The sequence below is a fragment of the Streptomyces sp. WAC05374 genome (genome assembly GCF_004353505.1).
In the GTDB taxonomy this organism is placed as follows: domain Bacteria; phylum Actinomycetota; class Actinomycetes; order Streptomycetales; family Streptomycetaceae; genus Streptomyces.
Genome location: NZ_SMNQ01000015.1, coordinates 35,731 through 54,484, shown reverse-complemented (window position 1 = coordinate 54,484; position 18,754 = coordinate 35,731). Strand labels below are relative to the sequence as shown.

The following is an 18,754-nucleotide window of genomic DNA, read 5'->3' as shown; positions in this document are numbered from 1 at the left end:
CCAGTATCCGCCACCGGCTACGCTGGGTTTGTCACCGGGGCAGAGGAAACGCGCCCCGCCAAGGCTTCCAGGGGGCTGTCCCACATGCTCAGGGCACTGCTGTACATCCTGCCGCTGGCGCTGACGATCTACGCGTTCATCGACTGCCTGAACACCCCCGAGGACGAGGCCAAGCACCTGCCCAAGGTGGCCTGGATCTTCATCATCCTGCTCTTCTGGATCGTCGGCCCGATCGTCTGGCTCGCCGCCGGGAAGCTGCGCCACGCCCCGGCCGGCGGCCGCACCCCCTCCGAATGGCACCGCAACCACCGGTGGGTCGCCCCGGACGACAACCCCGAGTTCCTGAAGTCCCTGCGCGACGAGGCCGTGGCCGCCGAGGACCGGAAGGACACCGAGGACCGGACGTCCGCCGAGGACCGGAAGGACGAGTCGCTCCCGGAGGACCGGGAGGCCGACCCGCGCCGCCGCGAGGAGGAGCTCGAGCAGCGGGAGCGGGACGAGCGCAAGGACGGCGAGAGCGGCCCCGAGAAGTCCTGACGCCCGGGAGGGCGGACCCCGGCGCGCGCGGGGTCGCCGGCGCGGCCGGCGGGGAAGGAAGCCGCCATGAGCGAACCCACGATCCCCGTCGTCGACCTGGCGCCCTGGCTCTCCGGCGGCCCCGCCGCCCGCGCCGCGACCGCGCGCACCGTCGACCGGGCGCTGCGCACCGCCGGATTCCTGCTGGTCACCGGGCACGGGGTCGAGCCCGCGCTGCGGGCGGCGATCCGCGAGGAGGCCCGCCGGTTCTTCCGCCTGGACGCACGGACCAAGCAGCCGTACGCCGTGCGGGTGGGCGGGCGGGGCTGGCTCGGGCCGGGCGCGGAGGCCAACGCGTACGCGGAGGGGTCGGCGGGCCCGCCGGACCTGAAGGAGTCGCTGTCCTTCGCGTCCCACGAGCCGACCGGCGACCCGGCGGTGGACGCGGAGTGGTTCCTGCCCAACACCTGGCCCGCCGAGGTGCCGGGGCTGCGGCCGCCGGTGGAGGAGTACCTGGCGCGGATGCGGGAGCTGTCCGACCTGCTGCTGGAGCTGCTGGGCACGGCGCTCGGCGAGGGCGAGGACTTCTTCACCCGGCACACCGCTCACCCCACCTGGGGCTTCAACATCAACTGGTACCCGGGGCGGGACGTGGTGGGCGACCCGGAGCCGGGCCAGTTCCGTATCGGGCCGCACACCGACTTCGGCACGGTGACCGTGCTGGACCGGCAGGCGGGCAGGGGCGGGCTCCAGGTGTTCACCGACGAGCGCGGCTGGGAGGACGCCCCGTACGACCCGGACGCGCTCACCGTCAACATCGGCGACCTGATGTCCTTCTGGACGGACGGGCGCTGGCGCCCGGGCCGCCACCGGGTGCTGCCGCCGCCCGCCGACGCGCCGCGCGAGGAGCTCATGTCGCTGGTGTACTTCTACGAGTGCGACCCCGGCACGGACGTCCGCGGGACCGACTCGCACACGTACCTGCGCGCGCAGCTCGACGCCATCACGACTGAATGACGGTTCGCCCGACCCCGCACGCGGTCAACGGTTCGAAAGTAACCTTGACTTGACGCTGAGTCACGGGGGGTGGCGGTGGACAGAGAGCTGTACGGCCGCGAGGCGGTCCTGGACGAGCACGGCCTGGCCGCCCGCCTGACCGGACTCACCCCGTACGGCTTCGCCCCCGCCGGGTACGAGCACGGGGACGACCCGCCCGTCACCGTCTTCACCGGCGGCCGCGGCATGGGCAAGACCGCGCTGCTCAAGCAGGTGCGCAACGCCTACCGGGGCGGCACCCCGCTCGCCCTGCTGGACTGCGCCCACATCGAACCGCCGCTGGACCACGGGCCCGGCTGGAACCCGCTGACCGGCGCCCTCGCGGAGCTGGCCGTGCAGCTCTCGCCCCGGGTGCTGTCGGCCAGGCCGGTGGAGTTCCCCCGCCTGGCGCTCGGCCTGGCGGCGGTCGCCGTCACCGGCTGGACGCAGGAGGACGACGACCGGGCACGGCGCGACCTGCAGCGCCTCGGCCCGGTCCTGGCGACCGTCGACGAGGCCAAGGGCGCGGCCGGCACGTGGGTCTCCAAGGTGCTGGCGAAACTGGCCGCGACGGCCGCCGAGTCGACGGCACCGCTCGCCGGGCTGCTGGCCGAGGCGACGGTCGAGACGGTGCTGGAGGAGGTGTTCGGCCGCTACCAGCGCAAGTCCAAGGCGTGGTACGGCGCGTACCGCAACGCGGGCGGCCGGGGGGAGCTGGGGCTGCACCAGCTCGCCGTCGACTTCGAGCAGGGCGGGCGCCGCCGCGAGGAGGCCGAGGGGTTCCTGGTCGGCGCGCTCGTGGAGGACGTGCGCCGGGCGTACGTGGGCCTCACCCGGCGCGGGACCCGGCGCGGCCGCCCGGTCGTCCTGCTGGACAACGCCCACCTGGCGCTGGGCCGGCGGCTGGTCGAGCCGATCCTGCGGGAGCGCAGCGCCGGGCGCCGCGACCGGTTCGTCATCATGGCCGCGTCCCGGGACGGCGGCCACGAAGGGCTGCGCCGGGCGACCCGGGCGCGGCTGCCGGAGGTCGCCCACCGGGCGCCCTGCCCCCGGGGCGAGGACATCACGTCGGGCATCCTCGCCGTCGGGCTGACCCCGCTGAGCGCGGCGGACACGCGGGCCGTGTTCGACCGGTTCGACCCGGCGGGGCGCACCCCGGCCGACCTGTCCCGGGCGGTCCACCGGCTGACGGGGGGCCGTCCGCTGGGCGTGGCGCTGCTCGGGCGGGCGGCCGGCGGGGTGCCGGCGGCGGACCGGGCGGCGCTCACACCGGGCGCGCTGCTGGACGTGACGGTGGAGCTGCGCGAGGACACGGCGCCCGTCCCGGTCGCGGGCACCCTGCTGGCCGAGCTGCTGCCGCCGGGACTGCGCCCGGACGTGGCCGCCGTGCTGGCCGCCGCGCACGACGAGGAGTCGGCCCGCGTGCTCGCCCGCACCCGGCTGCGCGGCGCGTCGGTGGAGGGCGACGTGGCGCTGATGATGCGGGACGCGCTGCGGGCGGACGGGTGGCCCGAGGGGGACGGGCACTTCGTGGCGGACCCGCTGCTGCGGGCCCTGCTGCTGCACCGGCTGCGGTTCCACGACGCCGACCCGCCCGCCCACGCCGCGTGGCGGGCCGTCCACGAGACGCTGCACCAGCACTACGGCCCCGCTCCGACCCCGTACCGCCTGCGGCAGGAGCTGGCGCTCGGCCGCACCGAGCAGGCCGTGACCGAGCTGCGCCTGGCGTTCCCCGGCCCGGACGTCCTGGGCTGGCTGGACCGGCTGCGGGTGATCGCCTCGGCCCCGTACCCCCGCGAACAGCACCGCACCGGCCCCGATCCGCGCCGGGCCGTGGCCCTGGGCGAGGACCCGGGCGGCCCGCTGCCGGACGGGCTGGACGCCGACGCGACCGCCCTGCACCTCGGGCTGCGGCGGCTGCTGCACGCGGTGTGGCTGCTCACCGACCCGCTCGCCCTGCCGGACGACGACGTGGTCGACAAGCTGGTGCACGAGCTGCGCCAGCTCTCCGGCCGGCACCTGACCGGCACCAGTCCGCTGTGGGACGCGGCCACCCACTGGCCGAGGGACGTCCGTGCCTGGCGGGGCCTCACGGTGCCGCCAGGACGGGAGAACGGAGGCTGACGTGCCCCATCCGCTCCGCTACCGGCTCTTCTACACCACCCGGCAGAAGATCGTCACGAGTGTGCTGGTGCTGGCGCTGCTGGCCTGGGGCACGGTGTACGCCGTCGGCCGGCTCACCACTCCGGAGGACCGCTCCTGCGCCCCGGGCGTCGCCCGTCCGGCCGGCAGCGGCGAGTGCGTCGGGGTCTCCGGCGACGGGTACGACTTCGAGGTCGCCGCGCTGCGTGACGTCGCCACGGCGATCGGCGAGCAGAACAGGGCGCTGAAGCCGGGCGAGTACGCCACGGTGGCGCTGCTGCTGCCGCTGACGTCCACCAGCCCGTCGATGCGGACCAAGATCCTGCACGAGGTGCAGGGCGCGTTCGCCGGCCAGTACGAGGCCAACCACAAGTCCAACGACATGGTGCCCAAGATCCGGCTGGTGCTCGCCAACACCGGCAACGGCAACGCCCACTGGCGCACGGCCGTGGACGCCCTGAAGGGCATGACCGGCGCGCCGCACCACCTGCGGGTGGTCTCCGGCATAGCGACCAGCAGCGCCCCCGTCCGGCAGGCGGTGGCGGCCCTGACCGGTGAGGGCATCGCGGTCGTCGGCACCACCATCACCGCCGACGACCTCACCAACGGCCCCGGCCGCAAGCCGTTCCCCGGTCTCGCCCGGGTCTCCCCCACCAACAGCGACGAGGCCCGCGCGCTGGCCGACTACGGCCGGGTGGACGCGGCGAAGGCGGCGAAGGCGGCGAAGGCGATCCTGGTGCACGACACCCGCGAGAGCGACCACTACACCCAGACGCTGAAGGAGGCGTTCTCGGGCCTGCTGGCGAAGTCCCCGTACCAGGCCCAGGTGTTCACCTCGCCCGACGACCCGACGGTCGAGGGCCCCACGGCCAACACCTTCCAGCAGATCACCCACCTCCTGTGCACCACCCGCGCGGACACCGTCTTCTTCGCGGGGCGGCACACGCAGTTGCGGCAGTTCGTGAACGCGCTGGGCGCACGCGGCTGCACCCACAAGCCGTTCACCGTGCTGACCGGCGACGAGGGCTCCTACCTGGGCGCCGACCCCAAGCTGAACCGCGGCGTCCTGGGCAAGGGGCTGACCGTCCGGTACGCCGCGCTGGCCCACCCGGACGCCTGGCGTCCGGCTGCCGGCCGGGCGGTCCCGAGGACGGGCGGGTCACCGGAGGCGTACGAGCGGTTCCGCTCGATGATGGACGCGGTGCGCACGGCGCGGGTGGGGCCGGTGGGGCCGGTGGAGCTCTCGGACGGTCAGGCGATCGTCGCGTACGACGCGATGGCGGCGGCCGTGCGGGCGATCCGCAGGGCGACGGTCGCCGGGAAGCTGCCCGCGCCGCGGGAGGTGGGGCTCCAGTGGCCCCAGGTGACGGGCGGGCTGCGGGTGGAGGGCGCGAGCGGCTGGATCTGCCTGGACAACCACGGCAATCCGTACAACAAGGCCGTCCCGGTGGTGGAGCTCACCAGGGACACGCCGCGGTTCGTACGGATGGCATGGCCGGACGGCGGGCCGCCGTCCGCCGAGTGCATGCCGCCGCGCGAGCGGTAGGGCGGGGCCGGACTACGTGGCGCCGAAGTCCCGGGCCTCGTACTGGTCGCGCAGCTCCTGCCAGCGCTCCCTCGACCAGGACGGCCAGTCCGCCGGGCGGCCGTCCAGGGAGTCGGCGAGGTACAGGAAGTGGTCGTGCCAGCCGGCCAGGCAGTCCAGCCGCAGCTCGTCCGTGCCCCGGAACTCGTTGGTGAACCGCAGCACGCATGCCCCCGGTCCGCCGCCCGTCTCCAGGTGGAACCGCATCCGGCCGTGCACCTCGACCGTGTACTCGACGATCCGCTCCACGTCCCACGCGGTGACCGTCCCTGACACCACGTGCGGGGGGTCCGTGTTCAGCCAGCGCAGGGTGATCTCCCCGCCGAGCCGGCCCTGGATCACCTCGGTCCCGGCGAGCCACCCCCGCAGCCCGCCGGGGGTGGTCAGGGCCAGCCAGACGCGCTCCTCGGGGTGCGGCAGGGGGACGACGAACCGCAGGGTGTGGGTGTCGCCGTGGCTCTCGCTGGTGCCGGGAGGGATCTGTTCGGCCATGTATCCAGCGTCGCGCGGACCAGGGACGAGCGCTACCTCACACGCCCGCGTAGGAGTGCAGGCTGTTCACGAACATGTTGACGCCGTAGTAGTTGAACAGCCAGCAGGCGAAGGCGATCAGCGCCACGTACGCGGCCTTGCGGCCCTTCCAGCCGGCCGTCGCCCGGGCGTGCAGGTAGGCGGCGTACGCGACCCACGTGATGAACGACCAGACCTCCTTGGCGTCCCAGCCCCAGTAGCGGCCCCAGGCGTCACCGGCCCAGATCGCTCCGGCGATGATCGTGAACGTCCACAGCGGGAAGATCGCCGCGTTGACGCGGTAGGCGAACTTGTCCAGGCTCGCGGCCGCCGGAAGCCGCTCCAGCACCGAGCGCGCGAAGCCGCCCGGCGTACCGCCCTTGGCCAGGGTGTTCTCGTAGGAGTCCCGGAACAGGTACAGCAGCGTGGCGACGGCGCCCAGGTAGAACACGGCGCCGCAGAAGATCGCGGTGGAGACGTGGATCCACAGCCAGTACGAGTGCAGGGCCGGGACGAGCTGGTCGCTCTCGGTGTAGAGCCAGGTCACGGCGATGCCCAGGTCCAGCAGCACGGTGGTGACCAGCGGCAGGCCCAGCCAGCGGACGTTCTTCCCGGCGACGAGGAAGCCGAGGTAGGCGCCCACCACCACGGTGGAGAAGGTGGTGGAGAACTCGTACATGTTGCCCCAGGGGGCACGCTGCACCGACAGTGCGCGGGTGACCACACCCGCGGCCTCGACGAGGAAGGCCAGGGTGGTCAGTGAGACGGCGATCCGCCCGTAGAGGTCGCCCTTCTCGTCGCCGCCGGCCGCACCGGGACCGTCCGGCACGTCGCGGGCGCCGCCGGCCGACCGGGTGACCACCTCCGGCTTGTCCAGGACGGTGGTGCCCCCGCCCCGCTGCCGGACCTGCACCTGGACCGTCCCGGCCGCGGGCGCGGTCAGGGCGGCCGCCGTACGGCCGACCTTGCTGCGGCTGCCGAGGACCCACTCGGCGATGTGGGCCAGGAAGGCCAGGGTGTAGACGGCCATGGACGAGTAGATGAGCACGTTGCTCATCTCCGCCAGGCTCTCGTTGGTCGCGGCGGCGAGATTCACTTCCCAGCCCCTTCGGCAGGTGCTTCTTCGGCTTCGGCGTCGGGCGCGGTCGGCGCCACGGAATGGAGCGTGGCCGCCAGGTCGGCCAGTTCCTCGGGGAGCTTCGCGGACTCGCTGCGCCCGAGCCCCGCCATCCCGACGACGGTCACGCCGTCGTCGCCCCGTACGGCCCGGACCCAGACCCGGCGGCGCTGGATGAACAGCGAGCCGGCGAGTCCGGCGATGGCCACGATCGCACCGGCGAGGGCGAGCCCGTTGCCGGGCTGCTGGGAGATCTGGAAGCTGGCCCACTCCTTGATCTGCTTCTCGAAGGTGATCGAGCCCGCTCCGTCCGGCAGGGTCATGGTGTCGCCGGGCGCCAGCGTCTGCTTGAAGATGTCGCCGTTCGGGTCCTTGAACGGCTTCATCTTGCTGGTGTCGAGCTGGTAGACGTTCTGGGGCAGGCCGCCGTCGACGCGCAGGTCGCCGTGGTACGCGCTCAGGTTGAGCGCGGGCTGGGCGAGCGCCGGGAACTGGCTGAACATCTGGCCGTTGCCCTTGCCCGCGTACGTCGGGACGAAGAAGGCCGGGAAGCCGAGCTGGACCTTCTTGCCGGTCTTGTCGCGGTAGCCGTCCATGACCTTGATGACACCGGTCGAGGTCACGTTGTTGTCGATCGGCAGCAGCGGTACGGCGCCGTGGAAGACGACCTCGCCCTTGCCGTTCTTGACGGTGACGACGGGCGCGTACCCGTGCGAGATCAGGTAGACCTTCGAGCCGTCGACCTCCAGCGGCTCGTTGACCCGGATGACGCCCTTCTTCTTCCCGCCGCCCGGCGTCGAGTAGGTGACGGCCGCCTCGAACGTGCGGGGGGTGCCGCGCTGCGGGCCGCTGCTCTCGTACGTACCGGTGAACTGGTTCAGGCGGAAGCTGAACGGCGCCAGCTCCTCGGTGGAGAACAGGGAGCCGGACTTGAAGTCGTCGTACTGGGTGAGCGTGTTGGAGAAGCCGTCGCCCTCGACGATCAGCTTGCCGCCCTCGGACTTGAAGAGCTGGCCCATGGCGAACGCCACCAGCATCACGATCAGCGCGATGTGGAAGAGGAGGTTGCCGACCTCGCGGAGGTAACCCTTCTCGGCGGCGACGGCGTCACCGGCCGTGTGCGCCCGGAAGCGCCGCTTCTTCAGCAGGTCCAGCGCCGCCGCGCGCACCTCCTCGGGCGTGGCCCCGGTGCGCCAGGTGGCGTAGGCGGGCAGACGGGTCAGGCGCCTGGGCGCACCGGGCGGGCGGCCGCGGAGCTGGCCGGCGAACTGCCAGGTGCGGGGGACGATGCAGCCGATCAGGGAGACGAACAGCAGGATGTAGATCGCGGAGAACCACACCGAGCTGTAGACGTCGAAGAGCTGGAGCCGGTCGTAGAGCGGCGCCAGCGTCTCGTGCTTCTCCTTGAAGCTGCGGACCTTCAGCTCGTCCACGTTGTTCTGCGGGATGAGCGAGCCGGGGATCGCGCCGAGGGAGAGCAGGAACAGCAGGATCAGCGCGACGCGCATGGAGGTGAGCTGGCGCCAGAACCAGCGGACCCAGCCGATGACGCCGAGCGCCGGGCCGCCGCCCGCGGCCGGATCCTCCTGGGGGGCGGTGGAGAGCTGCTCGCCGGCCGCCGCCTCGTCGTGCTCGGTCGTCGTCTCTGATGTGCTCATGGAACTAGATCCCCACCTGGAAGCCTGCGGACCACCCTTGCATCTCCTGCACCAGGGTGTCCCACGCACCCGTGAGCAGCAGCAGACCGGTCACGATCATCATGCCGCCGCCGATCCGCATCACCCACGCGTAGTGCCGCTTCACCCACGAGAAGGCGCCGAGCGCCTTGCGGAACGCGATCGCGGCGAGCACGAACGGCACACCGAGGCCGACGCAGTACGCGAGGGTCAGCAGCGCCCCGCGGCCCGCGCTGGCCTCGTTGGCCGCGAGCGCGTTGACCGAGGCGAGCGTCGGGCCGATGCACGGCGTCCAGCCGATGCCGAACAGGGCGCCCAGCAGCGGCGCCCCGGCGAGCCCGGCCACCGGCCGCCTGTGGAAGCGGAACTCCCGCTGGGTGAACCACGGCATGAGGCCCAGGAAGAAGATCCCCATGAGGACCATCAGCACGCCGAGCACGGTGGTGAGCGTTTCGCGGTGGGCCTGGAGGGTCCAGCCGAAGTAGCCGAACAGCGCGCCGCCCGAGACGAACACGGCGGAGAAGCCGAGGACGAACAGGGCGGCGCCCGCGGTCATCCGCCCCCGCCGGGCGTCGGCCAGGTCGGTGCCGGTGACACCGGTCACGTACGAGAGGTAGCCGGGCACGAGCGGCAGGACGCAGGGCGAGAAGAAGGACACGAGGCCACCGAGCACGGCGATGGGCAGGGCCAGCAGGAGGGCCCCGCTGAAGACCGTCTCGTTGCGCCCCAGTTCGGCGGCGAGGAGCATCACGGGATCAGCGCTCCGTCACTTCTCGGCCAGGAGCGGGTCGATCATCGTGCGGAGCTGCTCCTCGTTGAGCGCGGTGAGCGCGCGCGCGGCGATCTTGCCTTCACGGTCGAGGACGACGGTGGAGGGGATGGCCTGCGGGTTGAGGGTGCCCTTGGGGAAACCGTTGAGGACCAGCTCGCCGACCGGGTCGTACAGGCTCGGGTACGGGACGCCGTAGTCCTTCTCGAAGGCGAGGGCGGGCTGCTTGTTGGGGTCCCGGGTGTTGATCCCGACGAACGCCACGCCCTTGGGGGCCAGGTCCTTGGCGGTCTTGGTGAAGTGCTTGGCCTCGGCCCGGCAGGGGCCGCACCAGGAGCCCCAGACGTTGAGGACGACGACCTTGCCCTTGAGGTCGGCCACGTCCAGCCGCTCGCCGTCGAGGGTCTCGCCCGCGATCTCCTTCGGCGCCTTCCGCTCGCCCTTGGCGACGGACTCGATACCGCCGGTGTTGGTGACGAAGTTGGTGTTGCCGCCACCGCCGGACGTGCCGTTGGAGCCGCCGCTGCACGCGGTCAGCGTGAGCGCGGCCGCCAGGGCACCGGCGGTGAGCAGGAGGCCTCGGGGGGCGCGGCTAAGGCTCATGTGAAAAGTTTCGCATGTACGTTTCGGGGATCTTGCGCGCCCCCCTGGCTGCCCGTAAAGCCCGATGTCAGGCGGACTTAAGGAAGGTGTTCCAGCCTCCGGCCGGCGATTGGCCGACCTCGAGCGTACGGAGCTTGTCGAGGATCTTGGGGTCCTGGACGTCGAGCCAGTCGCAGAACTGCTTGAACGACACCAGCCGCACGTCCTTCTTGCCGGCCATCCCCTTGAGGGCCTCTTCCACGGCGTCCATGTAGATGCCGCCGTTCCACTGCTCGAAGTGGTTGCCGATGTAGAAGGGCGCGCGATTCGATTCGTAGGCGCGCGTGAATCCGGCGAGGTAGGCCTCGGCGGCCTGCTTCTTCCATTCGGGATAGCGCGACGGCATGCCCTTGGTGGTGTTCTTGGACTGGTTGGCGAGCATGTTGTAGTCCATGGAGAGGACCTCGAAGGAGCGCCCCGGGAAGGGGATCTGCTGGAGCGGGAGGTCCCACAGGCCCTGGCGCTTGACGGGCCACTTCTGGTGGCCGCCGGGCGAGCTGGCGTCGTAGCGCCAGCCGAGCTTCCTGGCGGTGGGCAGCAGGTTGTCCTGGCCGAGCAGGCAGGGGGTGCGGGCGCCCACCAGCTCCTTGCGGTAGTCGAAGGGCAGCGGTTCGACGTCGGTCCAGCCACTGATGGTCTTCCATTCGGTGACGAATTTCACCGCCTGGTCGATTTCGCTCTGCCAGTCGGCCGGGGTCCACTTCTCCACCGAGCCGGAGCCGGCGCAGAAGTGGCCGTTGAAATGGGTCCCTATCTCGTGCCCGTCGAGCCACGCCTGGCGGACGTACTTCAGGGTCTGCTTGATGTGGTCGTCGGTGAGGTAACCGATGTCCGAGGCGCCGGTGCGGTTGTTCGGCGGCCGGTAGAGGGTCTTCTTCGATTCGGGCAGCAGATACAGCCCGGAGAGGAAGAAGGTCATGGCCGCGTCGTGGTTCCTGGCGAGTTCGAGAAAGCGCGGGAAGAGGCCGTTGCCGACCTCACCGGCCCCGTCCCAGGAGAAGATCACGAACTGCGGCGGGGTCTGCCCGGGCTCCAGCGGCTCGGGCTTGCCGGGCTGGTTCGGCTGCTTTCCGGTGTCCGAGGTGGAACCGTCGCCTATGAGTCGCCCCTCTACCTTGCCGGGGGCGGTCGTACCTTTCCGGCCACCCTTGCCGGACTCGGCCTTGTCCGAGCCGCCGAACCCGCAGCCGCCGACTCCGATCGCGGCCGCGGTGCCGACTCCGGCTCCCAGCAGGCCCCTTCGACTGATCCCGCGCATATCGTCCCCATCCGCGCTCGCTCGTTGCCGGACATACCTTCCAAACCGGCAATGTGTGAGAGGGCCTGAGGAAGCGGACGGTTCCGCCGATCAGCACATAATCTTCTGGGTAACGGGCCGATTACCGACGAACCCGGCCCGCCGGGCGGCATGCGCCCCGGCGGGCCGGGTTCGGGGGTTGGGGGGTGGGGGGCCAGTGGCCGACGGTCCCGTGGGCCTCAGGCGCCGAACGCCTTGGACTTGCCCTTCACCGGCTTGGCACCGGCCAGCAGGTGCGGCGGGACCAGATCGCGGGCCGGCTCGCTGTAGCCGACCGAGACGATCCTGTCGCCCCGGTAGGTGAACGTGGTCAGCGACGCGAGCGTGCACTGCCGGCGGCGCGGGTCGTGCCACAGCCGCCGCCGCTCGACGAAGCTGCGGACGATCCAGATCGGGAGCTGGTGGCTGACGCAGACCGCCTCGTGCCCGCGCGCCGCGTCACGCGCCGCGTTCAGCGCGCCCATCATCCGCACGACCTGGTCGATGTACGGCTCGCCCCACGAGGGCCGGAACGGGTTGGTCAGGTGCCGCCAGTTCGCCGGCCGGCGCAGCGCGCCGTCGCCCACCCCGAAGGTCTTGCCCTCGAAGACGTTGCCCGCCTCGATCAGCCGCTCGTCGGTGGCGAGGTCCAGCCCGTGCGACTTGGCGATCGGCTGGGCCGTCTCCTGCGCCCGCTCCAGCGGCGAGGCGACGACGTGCGTCACGTCGCGGCCCGCGAGGTGCTCGGCGACCCGGTCGGCCATCTGGCGGCCGAGCTCGGACAGGTGGTAGCCCGCCCGGCGCCCGTACAGGACGCCGTCGGGGTTGTGCACCTCGCCGTGGCGCATCAGGTGGACGACCGTGATGTCGTCGTTCCCCGTGGTGCTCATGCGGTCGCCTCCGCGGCGGCGCGGGCGGCGGCGGGCAGGGCGGCGGCGATCCGCTCCACGGCGCGCTCGTCGTGGGCCGTGGAGACGAACCACGACTCGAAGGCCGACGGCGGCAGGTAGACGCCCTGCGCCAGCATCGCGTGGAAGAACGCGGTGAAGCGGAACGACTCCTGCTTCTTCGCGTCGTCGTAGTCCAGGACCTCGGCGTCGGTGAAGAAGACGGAGAACATGTTGCTCGCCGTCTGGAGGCGGTGGGCCACGCCCTCCTTGGCGAGCGCCGCGGTCACCAGGGCCTGGATCTCGCGCGAGACGGCGTTCACCTTCGCGTACGCGGCGTCGTCGAGCAGCCGGAGCTGGGCCAGGCCGGCGGCGGTGGCGACCGGGTTCCCGGAGAGGGTGCCCGCCTGGTAGACCGGCCCGGCCGGCGCCAGGTGCGCCATGACGTCGGCGCGGCCACCGAACGCGGCGGCCGGGAAGCCGCCGCCCATGACCTTGCCGAAGGTCATCAGGTCGGGCGTGACGCCGTCGACGCCGTACCAGCCGGCCTTCGACGTACGGAAGCCGGTCATGACCTCGTCGGAGATGTACAGCGCCCCGTTCTCGGCGCACAGGTCCTTCAGGCCCTGGTTGAAGCCGTCGCGGGGCGGGACCACGCCCATGTTGCCGGGCGACGCCTCGGTGATCACACAGGCGATCTCACCGGGGTGCGCGGCGAAGGCGCGGCGCACGGCCTCGAGGTCGTTGTACGGCAGGACGATCGTGTCACCCGCCTGGGCACCGGTGACGCCGGGCGTGTCAGGGAGCGCGAACGTCGCGAGACCCGAGCCGGCGGCGGCCAGCAGCGCGTCCACGTGCCCGTGGTAGCAGCCGGCGAACTTCACGACCTTGGCGCGGCCGGTGAAACCGCGGGCGAGGCGGATCGCCGACATCGTCGCCTCGGTGCCGGACGACACCAGCCGTACCTGCTCGACGGGCTCGATCCGCGCCACGATCTCCTCGGCGAGCGCGACCTCGCCCTCACCCGGCGTGCCGAAGGAGGTGCCGCGGGCGACCGCCTCCTGCACGGCGGCGATCACCTCCGGGTGCGCGTGGCCGAGAATCATCGGTCCCCACGAGCAGACGAGGTCGACGTACTCACGCCCGTCCGCGTCCGTGAGGTACGGACCCGTACCGGACACCATGAACCGGGGCGTACCGCCCACGGCCCGGAAGGCCCGTACGGGAGAGTTCACGCCGCCGGGCGTCACGAGGGACGCGCGGTCGAAGAGCGTCTGTGAGACTGGGGCTTCGTATGAATACGGCACGTTGGTCCTGACCTGCGAGAACGAGTTGACGGCAGCAATGCTCGGGCATGGCGGCCGGGGCCACGCCTGTGGGCCTTCCCTGAACGGTTCGCCCGCCCGCGACGTTGTTTACGACGAGGCGCCGGACCTCCGGGTCTGCGAAACTGGGGCGTCATAGGGAATGCTCACGGAATCCATGGTGTCAGAGGCCCGGACGTTCTTGCGGACAGGTGTTTCACCACACGTCCGCGGGGGAGGTCACTGTCACGATGATCGGGTTGCGCGGCGGGGGCTGTGTTACCTAAAAAGCAGTCGGGTGGAGATATGCATCGCGGTGGCGGACTGGGCGAGGGGACCGACGACCTGGGCCCTGAGCCTGCCCGGCGGGGGAAGCACCGGCGCGAGCAGGACAACGTCTCGCGGGACAGAGCCTCCTTGGGGCCGATGGGCAGCGGAAGCGGGGGTGGCCGGGGCATGGGGGTGACGTACAAGTACTTCGGCGCCCCCAACGGCGCGACCGCGGCCCGCGTGCCGATCTCGATGCGGCCCGAGGAGCTGGGCGGCGACGAGCTCGGCATGGGCGGCATGTTCACCAAGATCAAGCCGGAGACCATAGCCGCGATGGTGCTGACCGGCATCCAGGGCATGCCGCTGCACAAGGTCCCGCCGCTGGAGCTGGTGGTGCTGCACCCCGACTACGCGGTCGTGAAGCTGCCGACCACGGTGGTCGACCCGCTGCGCGGCATCGGTGAGGAATCGGTGGGCGCGGCGGCGTTCATCTGGTCGACGGTCCCGGACCGCGGCGGGCCGCGGGACGCGTTCGACGTCTACCAGTTGCTGCACGAGTGGCAGGACTTCTCCGTGCGGCTGCACGAAGCGGGCCATCAGCCGTACTGCCTGGTGTGGCCCTGAGGTCCTTCGGTGCGGCCCTGAGCGGTGATGGGTGGCCCTTTGCGCCGGCGGGGTCCTGAACCCCTGGTGCGGCCCTTCGCCTAGGTGTGGTGGTCCTGAGGCCGGCCTTCGGTGAGGCCGCGCGCGACGGCGCGGAGGAAACGGGCGTACGCGGCCGGGCTGGGCGGGGTCTCGGGGTTCCAGGGAACGACGGTGACCGTCCCCGCGGCGGCCGGTGGCGGGGCCGCGTGGGCGCGGTCGTCCACCAGGAGCACGTCCGGGCGCAGCCGGGCGGCGCGCTCCCAGTCGGTGGTGAACCAGTTGACGCCGCCGCCCGGGCCCAGTTCGTCCGGGTCGATCAGCCGGACGCCCAGGCCTGCGAGGTGGCACAGCTCCGGCCAGGTCCCGGGCCGCGCGAGGTGGACCTGCCCGTCCCCGGCGCCGGACAGCGCGAGCACCCGGGCGGGGGGTGCGTCGCGGACGGCCCGCTCGGCGGCCCGGAAGGACTCCACCGGGTCGGGGGCGTCCGGGGCCGGGGCGTCCGGGTCGCGGAGGGCGGCCGCCAGGGCCCGGAAGCGGGCCAGCATCGCCGGGAGCGGCGTGCCCGCCACCGAGAGGGCGAGCAGCGGGGCGGCGGGCGGGCGGACCATCGCGTACGGGTTCTTGCCGTCGTACGTCAGGTCGACCACCAGGTCCGGGCGCAGGGCGCCCAGCGCGTCGTCCGTCAGGTCCTTGCCGGGGCCGAGGTAGGGCACGCCCGCCCCGGCCAGGGCACCCGCCTTGGCCGGGTCGAGGCGGTCACCGTCGTGGCCTGATCCGTACACGGCCACGGGCGTCACGCCCAGGTCGTGCAGGGCTGCGCCGGCGCGTACGTACGCCACCACGCGCCGCGGCCGGCGGGCCGTCCGTATCGCCTGCTCCGTGTCGTCGCCGAACTCCCACACGCCGGGCTCCCCCCTGCTCAAGTGGCCGGACTTCGCTCCACCTTGGAGCGGCCGGGGGGCCCGCACAAGACCGCCTCGTTGCCGGACCCCCGCCCTACAGTGCTGGGCATGGGAAGCGACACATCGCCGGTACGGCTCGAGGCGTGGTCCGAGCGGGACCTCGGCCTGCTCAAGGCGGCGAACGCGCCGGAGCTGATGGCCCACCTGGGCGGGCCGGAGACGGAGGAGCAACTGGTCAAACGGCACCAGCGGTACGTCGACCTGAGCGCGGACCGCACCGGGGCGGGGCGGATGTTCCGGATCGTGCTGGAGCCGGAGGAGGTCCCGGTCGGGGTGATCGGCTTCTGGGAGCAGACCTGGGACGGGACACGGGTGTACGAGACCGGGTGGACCGTGCTGGCGGGCTTCCAGGGGCGGGGCGTGGCGACGGCGGCGACGGTCGCCGTGGCGGAGCGGGCGCGGGCGGCGCGCAAGCACCGGTATCTGCACGCGTTCCCCTCGGTGGGCAACGCCGCGTCGAACGCGGTGTGCCGCAAGGCGGGCTTCGAGCTGCTGGGCGAGCGGGACTTCGAGTACCCGCCGGGCCGGCCGCTGCGCTGCAACGACTGGAGGCTGGACCTGGAGGCCGGCCCTGGGGACTCACTAATGGTTTAAGATCGCCAAACCATTAGGAGGTGGGCGCTGTCCCGCGCCCGCCGACGGAGGGGGCTCCTTTGCTGCTGGCTCACATCAGCGACCTGCATCTCGACGGCACCGAGCGCGCGACGGAGCGGGCGGCGCGCGTGGTCGCGTACCTGAACGGGCTGTCCCGGCAGCCGGACGCGGTGCTGGTCACCGGTGACATCGCGGACCACGGCACCCCGGAGCAGTACGCGGAGGCGGCGCGGCTGCTGGCCGGCCTGCGCGCGCCCGCGCTCCCCTGCCCGGGCAACCACGACGACCGCGCCGCGTACCGCGAGGTGCTGCTCGGCGAGGAGGGCGGCGAGGGCGGGTCCGGCGGCACCGGGCCGGTCAACCGGCTGCACCGGGTGGCGGGGCACGCGCTGCTGCTCATGGACTCGACGATCCCCGGGCAGGACGAGGGGTTCCTGGACGACGAGACCCTCGACTGGCTGACCCGCACACTGGACGGGCTGGGCGGCACCCCGGCCGTCCCGGCGTTCCACCACCCGCCCGCCCTGCTGCACCACCCGTACGTCGACTCCATGAATGTGACCAACGCGGACCGGCTCGCCGAGGTACTGGAGGGGCGGACGACCGTCCCCGCGATCCTCACCGGCCACGCCCACACGCCCGCCGCCTCGACGTTCGCGGGCCGGCCCCTGCTGGTGGCCCCCGGCGTGGTCTCGACGCTGCGCCTGCCGTGGGAGGGCGGCGAGGGCCTGACGGACCGGGCGGCGCCGCCCGGGGTGGCGTTCCACGTGCTGGATGCGGACGGCCGGGTGACCACGCACTTCCGGGTGGTGCCGTAGGGCACTCCCCACCACGCGGGAGTCGCGCCGCAGGACACCTCCCCACCAGGCACGAGGTTCGCGCCGTAGAGCACCTCCCACCACACGGGGAGGGTCGTACCCCCGAAGGCGCCGGAGGGCACCCGTCGCGCCCCGGGCGCCGGACGGCCGCACCCCGGACCACCCCGCCGGGGGCGCGGCACGGCGGCGCCCCCGGCGGCTAAATGGCTTGACGGCCCCGGGGCCTCCGACGGACATTTATCTGCGTCACACAGATTCTGTTCTACGCAACCCATGTAAGGGGCACGTCCACCATGACCGTTCTCGTCACCGGATGCCGCGGCCGCGTCGGCTCCACCCTCCTCACGCTCCTGTACGGCAAGGGCATCCCCGTCCGGGCCGCCTCGTCGAGCCCGGCCCACTTCGCCCCGCCGCCCGGCGTCGACACCGTCCGCTGCGACCTCGGCGCCCCGGAGACGTTCCGCGCGGCGCTCGACGGGGTCGACTCCGTGTTCCTGTACGCGGACGCGCGCCACATCGACGCGTTCGTCACCGAGGCCCGGGCCGCCGGGGTCCGCCACATCGTGCTGCTCTCCTCCAGCGCGGTCCTGTCCCCGGACGCCGCGGCGAACCCCGTCGCCGCACCCCACCTCGCGGCCGAGCGCGCACTGGCCGCCGCGTCCGCCGACGGCGCGTTCGACGTGACCTGCCTCCAGCCGGGCGCGTTCGCCACCAACGCCCTCCAGTGGGCGCCGGCGGTGCGGGCGACGGGTGCCGTGGACCTGCCGTACCCGGACGCGGTCGGCGACCCCCTCCACGAGGCGGACCTCGCCGACGTGGCGTACGCCGCTCTCACGGACGACCGGCTGCGCGGCTCCTCCCTGGTGCTGACCGGCCCGGAGGCGCTCACCTTCGCCGAGCAGGTGCGCGTCCTGGCGCGTGCGGCCGGGCGCGGGATATCGGTCGGCAGGGTGACGCCGGAGGAGTGGAAGGCGTCGGTCGAGGCGTACCTCCCGGCCGAGTTCGCCGACGCGCTGCTCGCGTACTGGCGCGCGAGCGCGGCGGCGCCGGTGCCGCTGACCCGTACCGTCGAGGAGGTGACCGGGCGGCCGGCCCGCACGTTCGCCCGGTGGGCGGCCGATCACGCGGAGGCGTTCAGGGGCTGAGCGGGGCCCGGCCCCGGGCGTAATGACCTGGCTGGCCCGGCCCGCCCGGTGGCATGCTGACGACGTGAACGGACCGGAGATCCACATCAGCTTCGCGCCCGCCCTGGGCCTCTTCGTCGCCGCCCCGCGCCGCAGCGGGCGCTCCGCCGTGGTCACCGACGGGGCGTCCACGCTCGGCCATGTCGTCGAGTCGCTCGGCGTGCCGCTCACGGAGGCGGGCCGGCTGCTGGTCGACGGCCGCCCGGTCACGCCCGCGCACATCCCGGCGGCCGGCGAGCACGTCGAGGTGCTCGGCATCGAGCGCCCGCAGTTGGTGCCGGGCGCCCCGCTGCGGTTCCTGCTCGACGTCCATCTGGGCACGCTGGCGCGCCGGTTGCGGCTGCTCGGCGTCGACGCGGCGTACGAGAGCGAGGACATCGGCGACCCGGCGCTGGCCACCTGGTCGGCGAAGGAGCGGCGCGTGATGCTCTCCCGCGACCGGGGCCTGCTGCGGCGGCGTGAGCTGTGGGCCGGCGCCTACGTCTACAGCGACCGGCCGGACGACCAACTGCGGGACGTGCTGGAACGGTTCGCCCCGCCGCTGGCCCCGTGGACGCGGTGCACGGCGTGCAACGGCCCGCTGGCCGACGCCGACAAGGACGCGGTGCGGGGGCACTTGGAGCAGGGCACGCAGCGCACGTACGACGTCTTCGCGCAGTGCACCGAGTGCGGCCGGGTGTACTGGCGCGGCGCGCACCACGCGCGCCTGGAGGCGATCGTCGAGGACGCGCTGCGCGAGTTCGGCGGCGCGGCCGCCTAGGGGGTGTCTTGTCGATCAGGCCGGATCAGGGAGCGGCGTCTGGTGCGTGCGATCGCAAGGCG

At 72.8% G+C, this 18,754-nt stretch carries 18 protein-coding genes; 9 read left to right on the top strand and 9 right to left on the bottom strand.

Features of this window, described 5'->3' with window-relative positions:
- Positions 1 to 84 precede the first annotated feature (84 nt).
- The 4 genes from E2B92_RS24630 to E2B92_RS24615 all read left to right on the top strand — a co-directional run bounded on the left by E2B92_RS24630 (position 85) and on the right by E2B92_RS24615 (position 5,239).
- On the top strand, positions 85 to 537 hold the full coding sequence (locus E2B92_RS24630) for a PLD nuclease N-terminal domain-containing protein (RefSeq protein ID WP_126883944.1): 453 nt from the start codon (positions 85 to 87) through the stop codon (positions 535 to 537).
- Positions 538 to 603: 66 nt separating this feature from the next.
- Positions 604 to 1,533 (top strand): isopenicillin N synthase family dioxygenase, encoded by a 930-nt coding sequence (locus tag E2B92_RS24625; protein WP_133087691.1) that lies wholly within the window; start codon positions 604 to 606, stop codon positions 1,531 to 1,533.
- Positions 1,534 to 1,602: 69 nt separating this feature from the next.
- Entirely contained in the window at positions 1,603 to 3,675 is a 2,073-nt protein-coding gene (locus E2B92_RS24620) for a hypothetical protein (RefSeq protein ID WP_235023961.1), read from the top strand.
- Between the two features lies 1 nt (position 3,676).
- On the top strand, positions 3,677 to 5,239 hold the full coding sequence (locus tag E2B92_RS24615) for an ABC transporter substrate-binding protein (protein WP_126883946.1): 1,563 nt from the start codon (positions 3,677 to 3,679) through the stop codon (positions 5,237 to 5,239).
- Positions 5,240 to 5,251: 12 nt separating this feature from the next.
- Here E2B92_RS24615 and E2B92_RS24610 read toward each other — a convergent pair whose 3' ends face one another.
- The 8 genes from E2B92_RS24610 to hemL form a co-directional block, all read right to left on the bottom strand.
- Positions 5,252 to 5,770 (bottom strand): SRPBCC domain-containing protein, encoded by a 519-nt coding sequence (locus tag E2B92_RS24610; RefSeq protein ID WP_126883947.1) that lies wholly within the window; start codon positions 5,768 to 5,770, stop codon positions 5,252 to 5,254.
- 37 nt (positions 5,771 to 5,807) lie between these two features.
- Entirely contained in the window at positions 5,808 to 6,884 is a 1,077-nt protein-coding gene (gene ccsB / locus E2B92_RS24605; protein WP_126883948.1) for a c-type cytochrome biogenesis protein CcsB, read from the bottom strand.
- Positions 6,881 to 8,563, bottom strand: coding sequence for a cytochrome c biogenesis protein ResB (resB, locus tag E2B92_RS24600; protein WP_126883949.1), 1,683 nt, complete (start codon positions 8,561 to 8,563; stop codon positions 6,881 to 6,883). The genes ccsB and resB overlap by 4 nt, the downstream gene beginning before the upstream one ends.
- A gap of 4 nt (positions 8,564 to 8,567) precedes the next feature.
- On the bottom strand, positions 8,568 to 9,329 hold the full coding sequence (locus tag E2B92_RS24595; RefSeq protein ID WP_185923528.1) for a cytochrome c biogenesis CcdA family protein: 762 nt from the start codon (positions 9,327 to 9,329) through the stop codon (positions 8,568 to 8,570).
- 18 nt (positions 9,330 to 9,347) lie between these two features.
- Entirely contained in the window at positions 9,348 to 9,953 is a 606-nt protein-coding gene (locus tag E2B92_RS24590; RefSeq protein WP_126883951.1) for a TlpA family protein disulfide reductase, read from the bottom strand.
- A 67-nt stretch (positions 9,954 to 10,020) separates the two neighbouring features.
- On the bottom strand, positions 10,021 to 11,250 hold the full coding sequence (locus tag E2B92_RS24585; RefSeq protein WP_126883952.1) for a hypothetical protein: 1,230 nt from the start codon (positions 11,248 to 11,250) through the stop codon (positions 10,021 to 10,023).
- A 218-nt stretch (positions 11,251 to 11,468) separates the two neighbouring features.
- Positions 11,469 to 12,158: a histidine phosphatase family protein gene (locus E2B92_RS24580; protein ID WP_126883953.1), complete on the bottom strand. Its 690-nt coding sequence runs from the start codon at positions 12,156 to 12,158 to the stop codon at positions 11,469 to 11,471.
- Positions 12,155 to 13,462 carry a glutamate-1-semialdehyde 2,1-aminomutase gene (gene hemL, locus E2B92_RS24575; protein WP_126883954.1) on the bottom strand — a complete coding sequence of 436 codons (1,308 nt, stop codon included), beginning with the start codon at positions 13,460 to 13,462 and terminating at the stop codon, positions 12,155 to 12,157. Before hemL ends, E2B92_RS24580 begins: the two co-directional genes overlap by 4 nt.
- A gap of 303 nt (positions 13,463 to 13,765) precedes the next feature.
- Between hemL and E2B92_RS24570 the strand changes: the two genes are divergently transcribed.
- Entirely contained in the window at positions 13,766 to 14,353 is a 588-nt protein-coding gene (locus tag E2B92_RS24570; protein ID WP_185923526.1) for a hypothetical protein, read from the top strand.
- 80 nt (positions 14,354 to 14,433) lie between these two features.
- Here E2B92_RS24570 and E2B92_RS24565 read toward each other — a convergent pair whose 3' ends face one another.
- Positions 14,434 to 15,297: an ABC transporter substrate-binding protein gene (locus E2B92_RS24565; RefSeq protein WP_235023960.1), complete on the bottom strand. Its 864-nt coding sequence runs from the start codon at positions 15,295 to 15,297 to the stop codon at positions 14,434 to 14,436.
- Between the two features lie 87 nt (positions 15,298 to 15,384).
- Here E2B92_RS24565 and E2B92_RS24560 point away from each other — a divergent pair, with 87 nt between their 5' ends.
- The 4 genes from E2B92_RS24560 (at position 15,385) to E2B92_RS24545 (ending at position 18,692) form a co-directional block, all read left to right on the top strand.
- Complete coding sequence (locus E2B92_RS24560) at positions 15,385 to 15,930, top strand: GNAT family N-acetyltransferase (RefSeq protein WP_126883956.1); 546 nt, start codon at positions 15,385 to 15,387, stop codon at positions 15,928 to 15,930.
- Between the two features lie 59 nt (positions 15,931 to 15,989).
- Positions 15,990 to 16,748 carry a metallophosphoesterase gene (locus E2B92_RS24555; protein WP_126883957.1) on the top strand — a complete coding sequence of 253 codons (759 nt, stop codon included), beginning with the start codon at positions 15,990 to 15,992 and terminating at the stop codon, positions 16,746 to 16,748.
- 293 nt (positions 16,749 to 17,041) lie between these two features.
- Positions 17,042 to 17,893, top strand: coding sequence for an NAD(P)H-binding protein (locus E2B92_RS24550; protein WP_126883958.1), 852 nt, complete (start codon positions 17,042 to 17,044; stop codon positions 17,891 to 17,893).
- 64 nt (positions 17,894 to 17,957) lie between these two features.
- Complete coding sequence (locus tag E2B92_RS24545) at positions 17,958 to 18,692, top strand: Mut7-C RNAse domain-containing protein (protein ID WP_126883959.1); 735 nt, start codon at positions 17,958 to 17,960, stop codon at positions 18,690 to 18,692.
- Positions 18,693 to 18,754 lie beyond the last annotated feature (62 nt).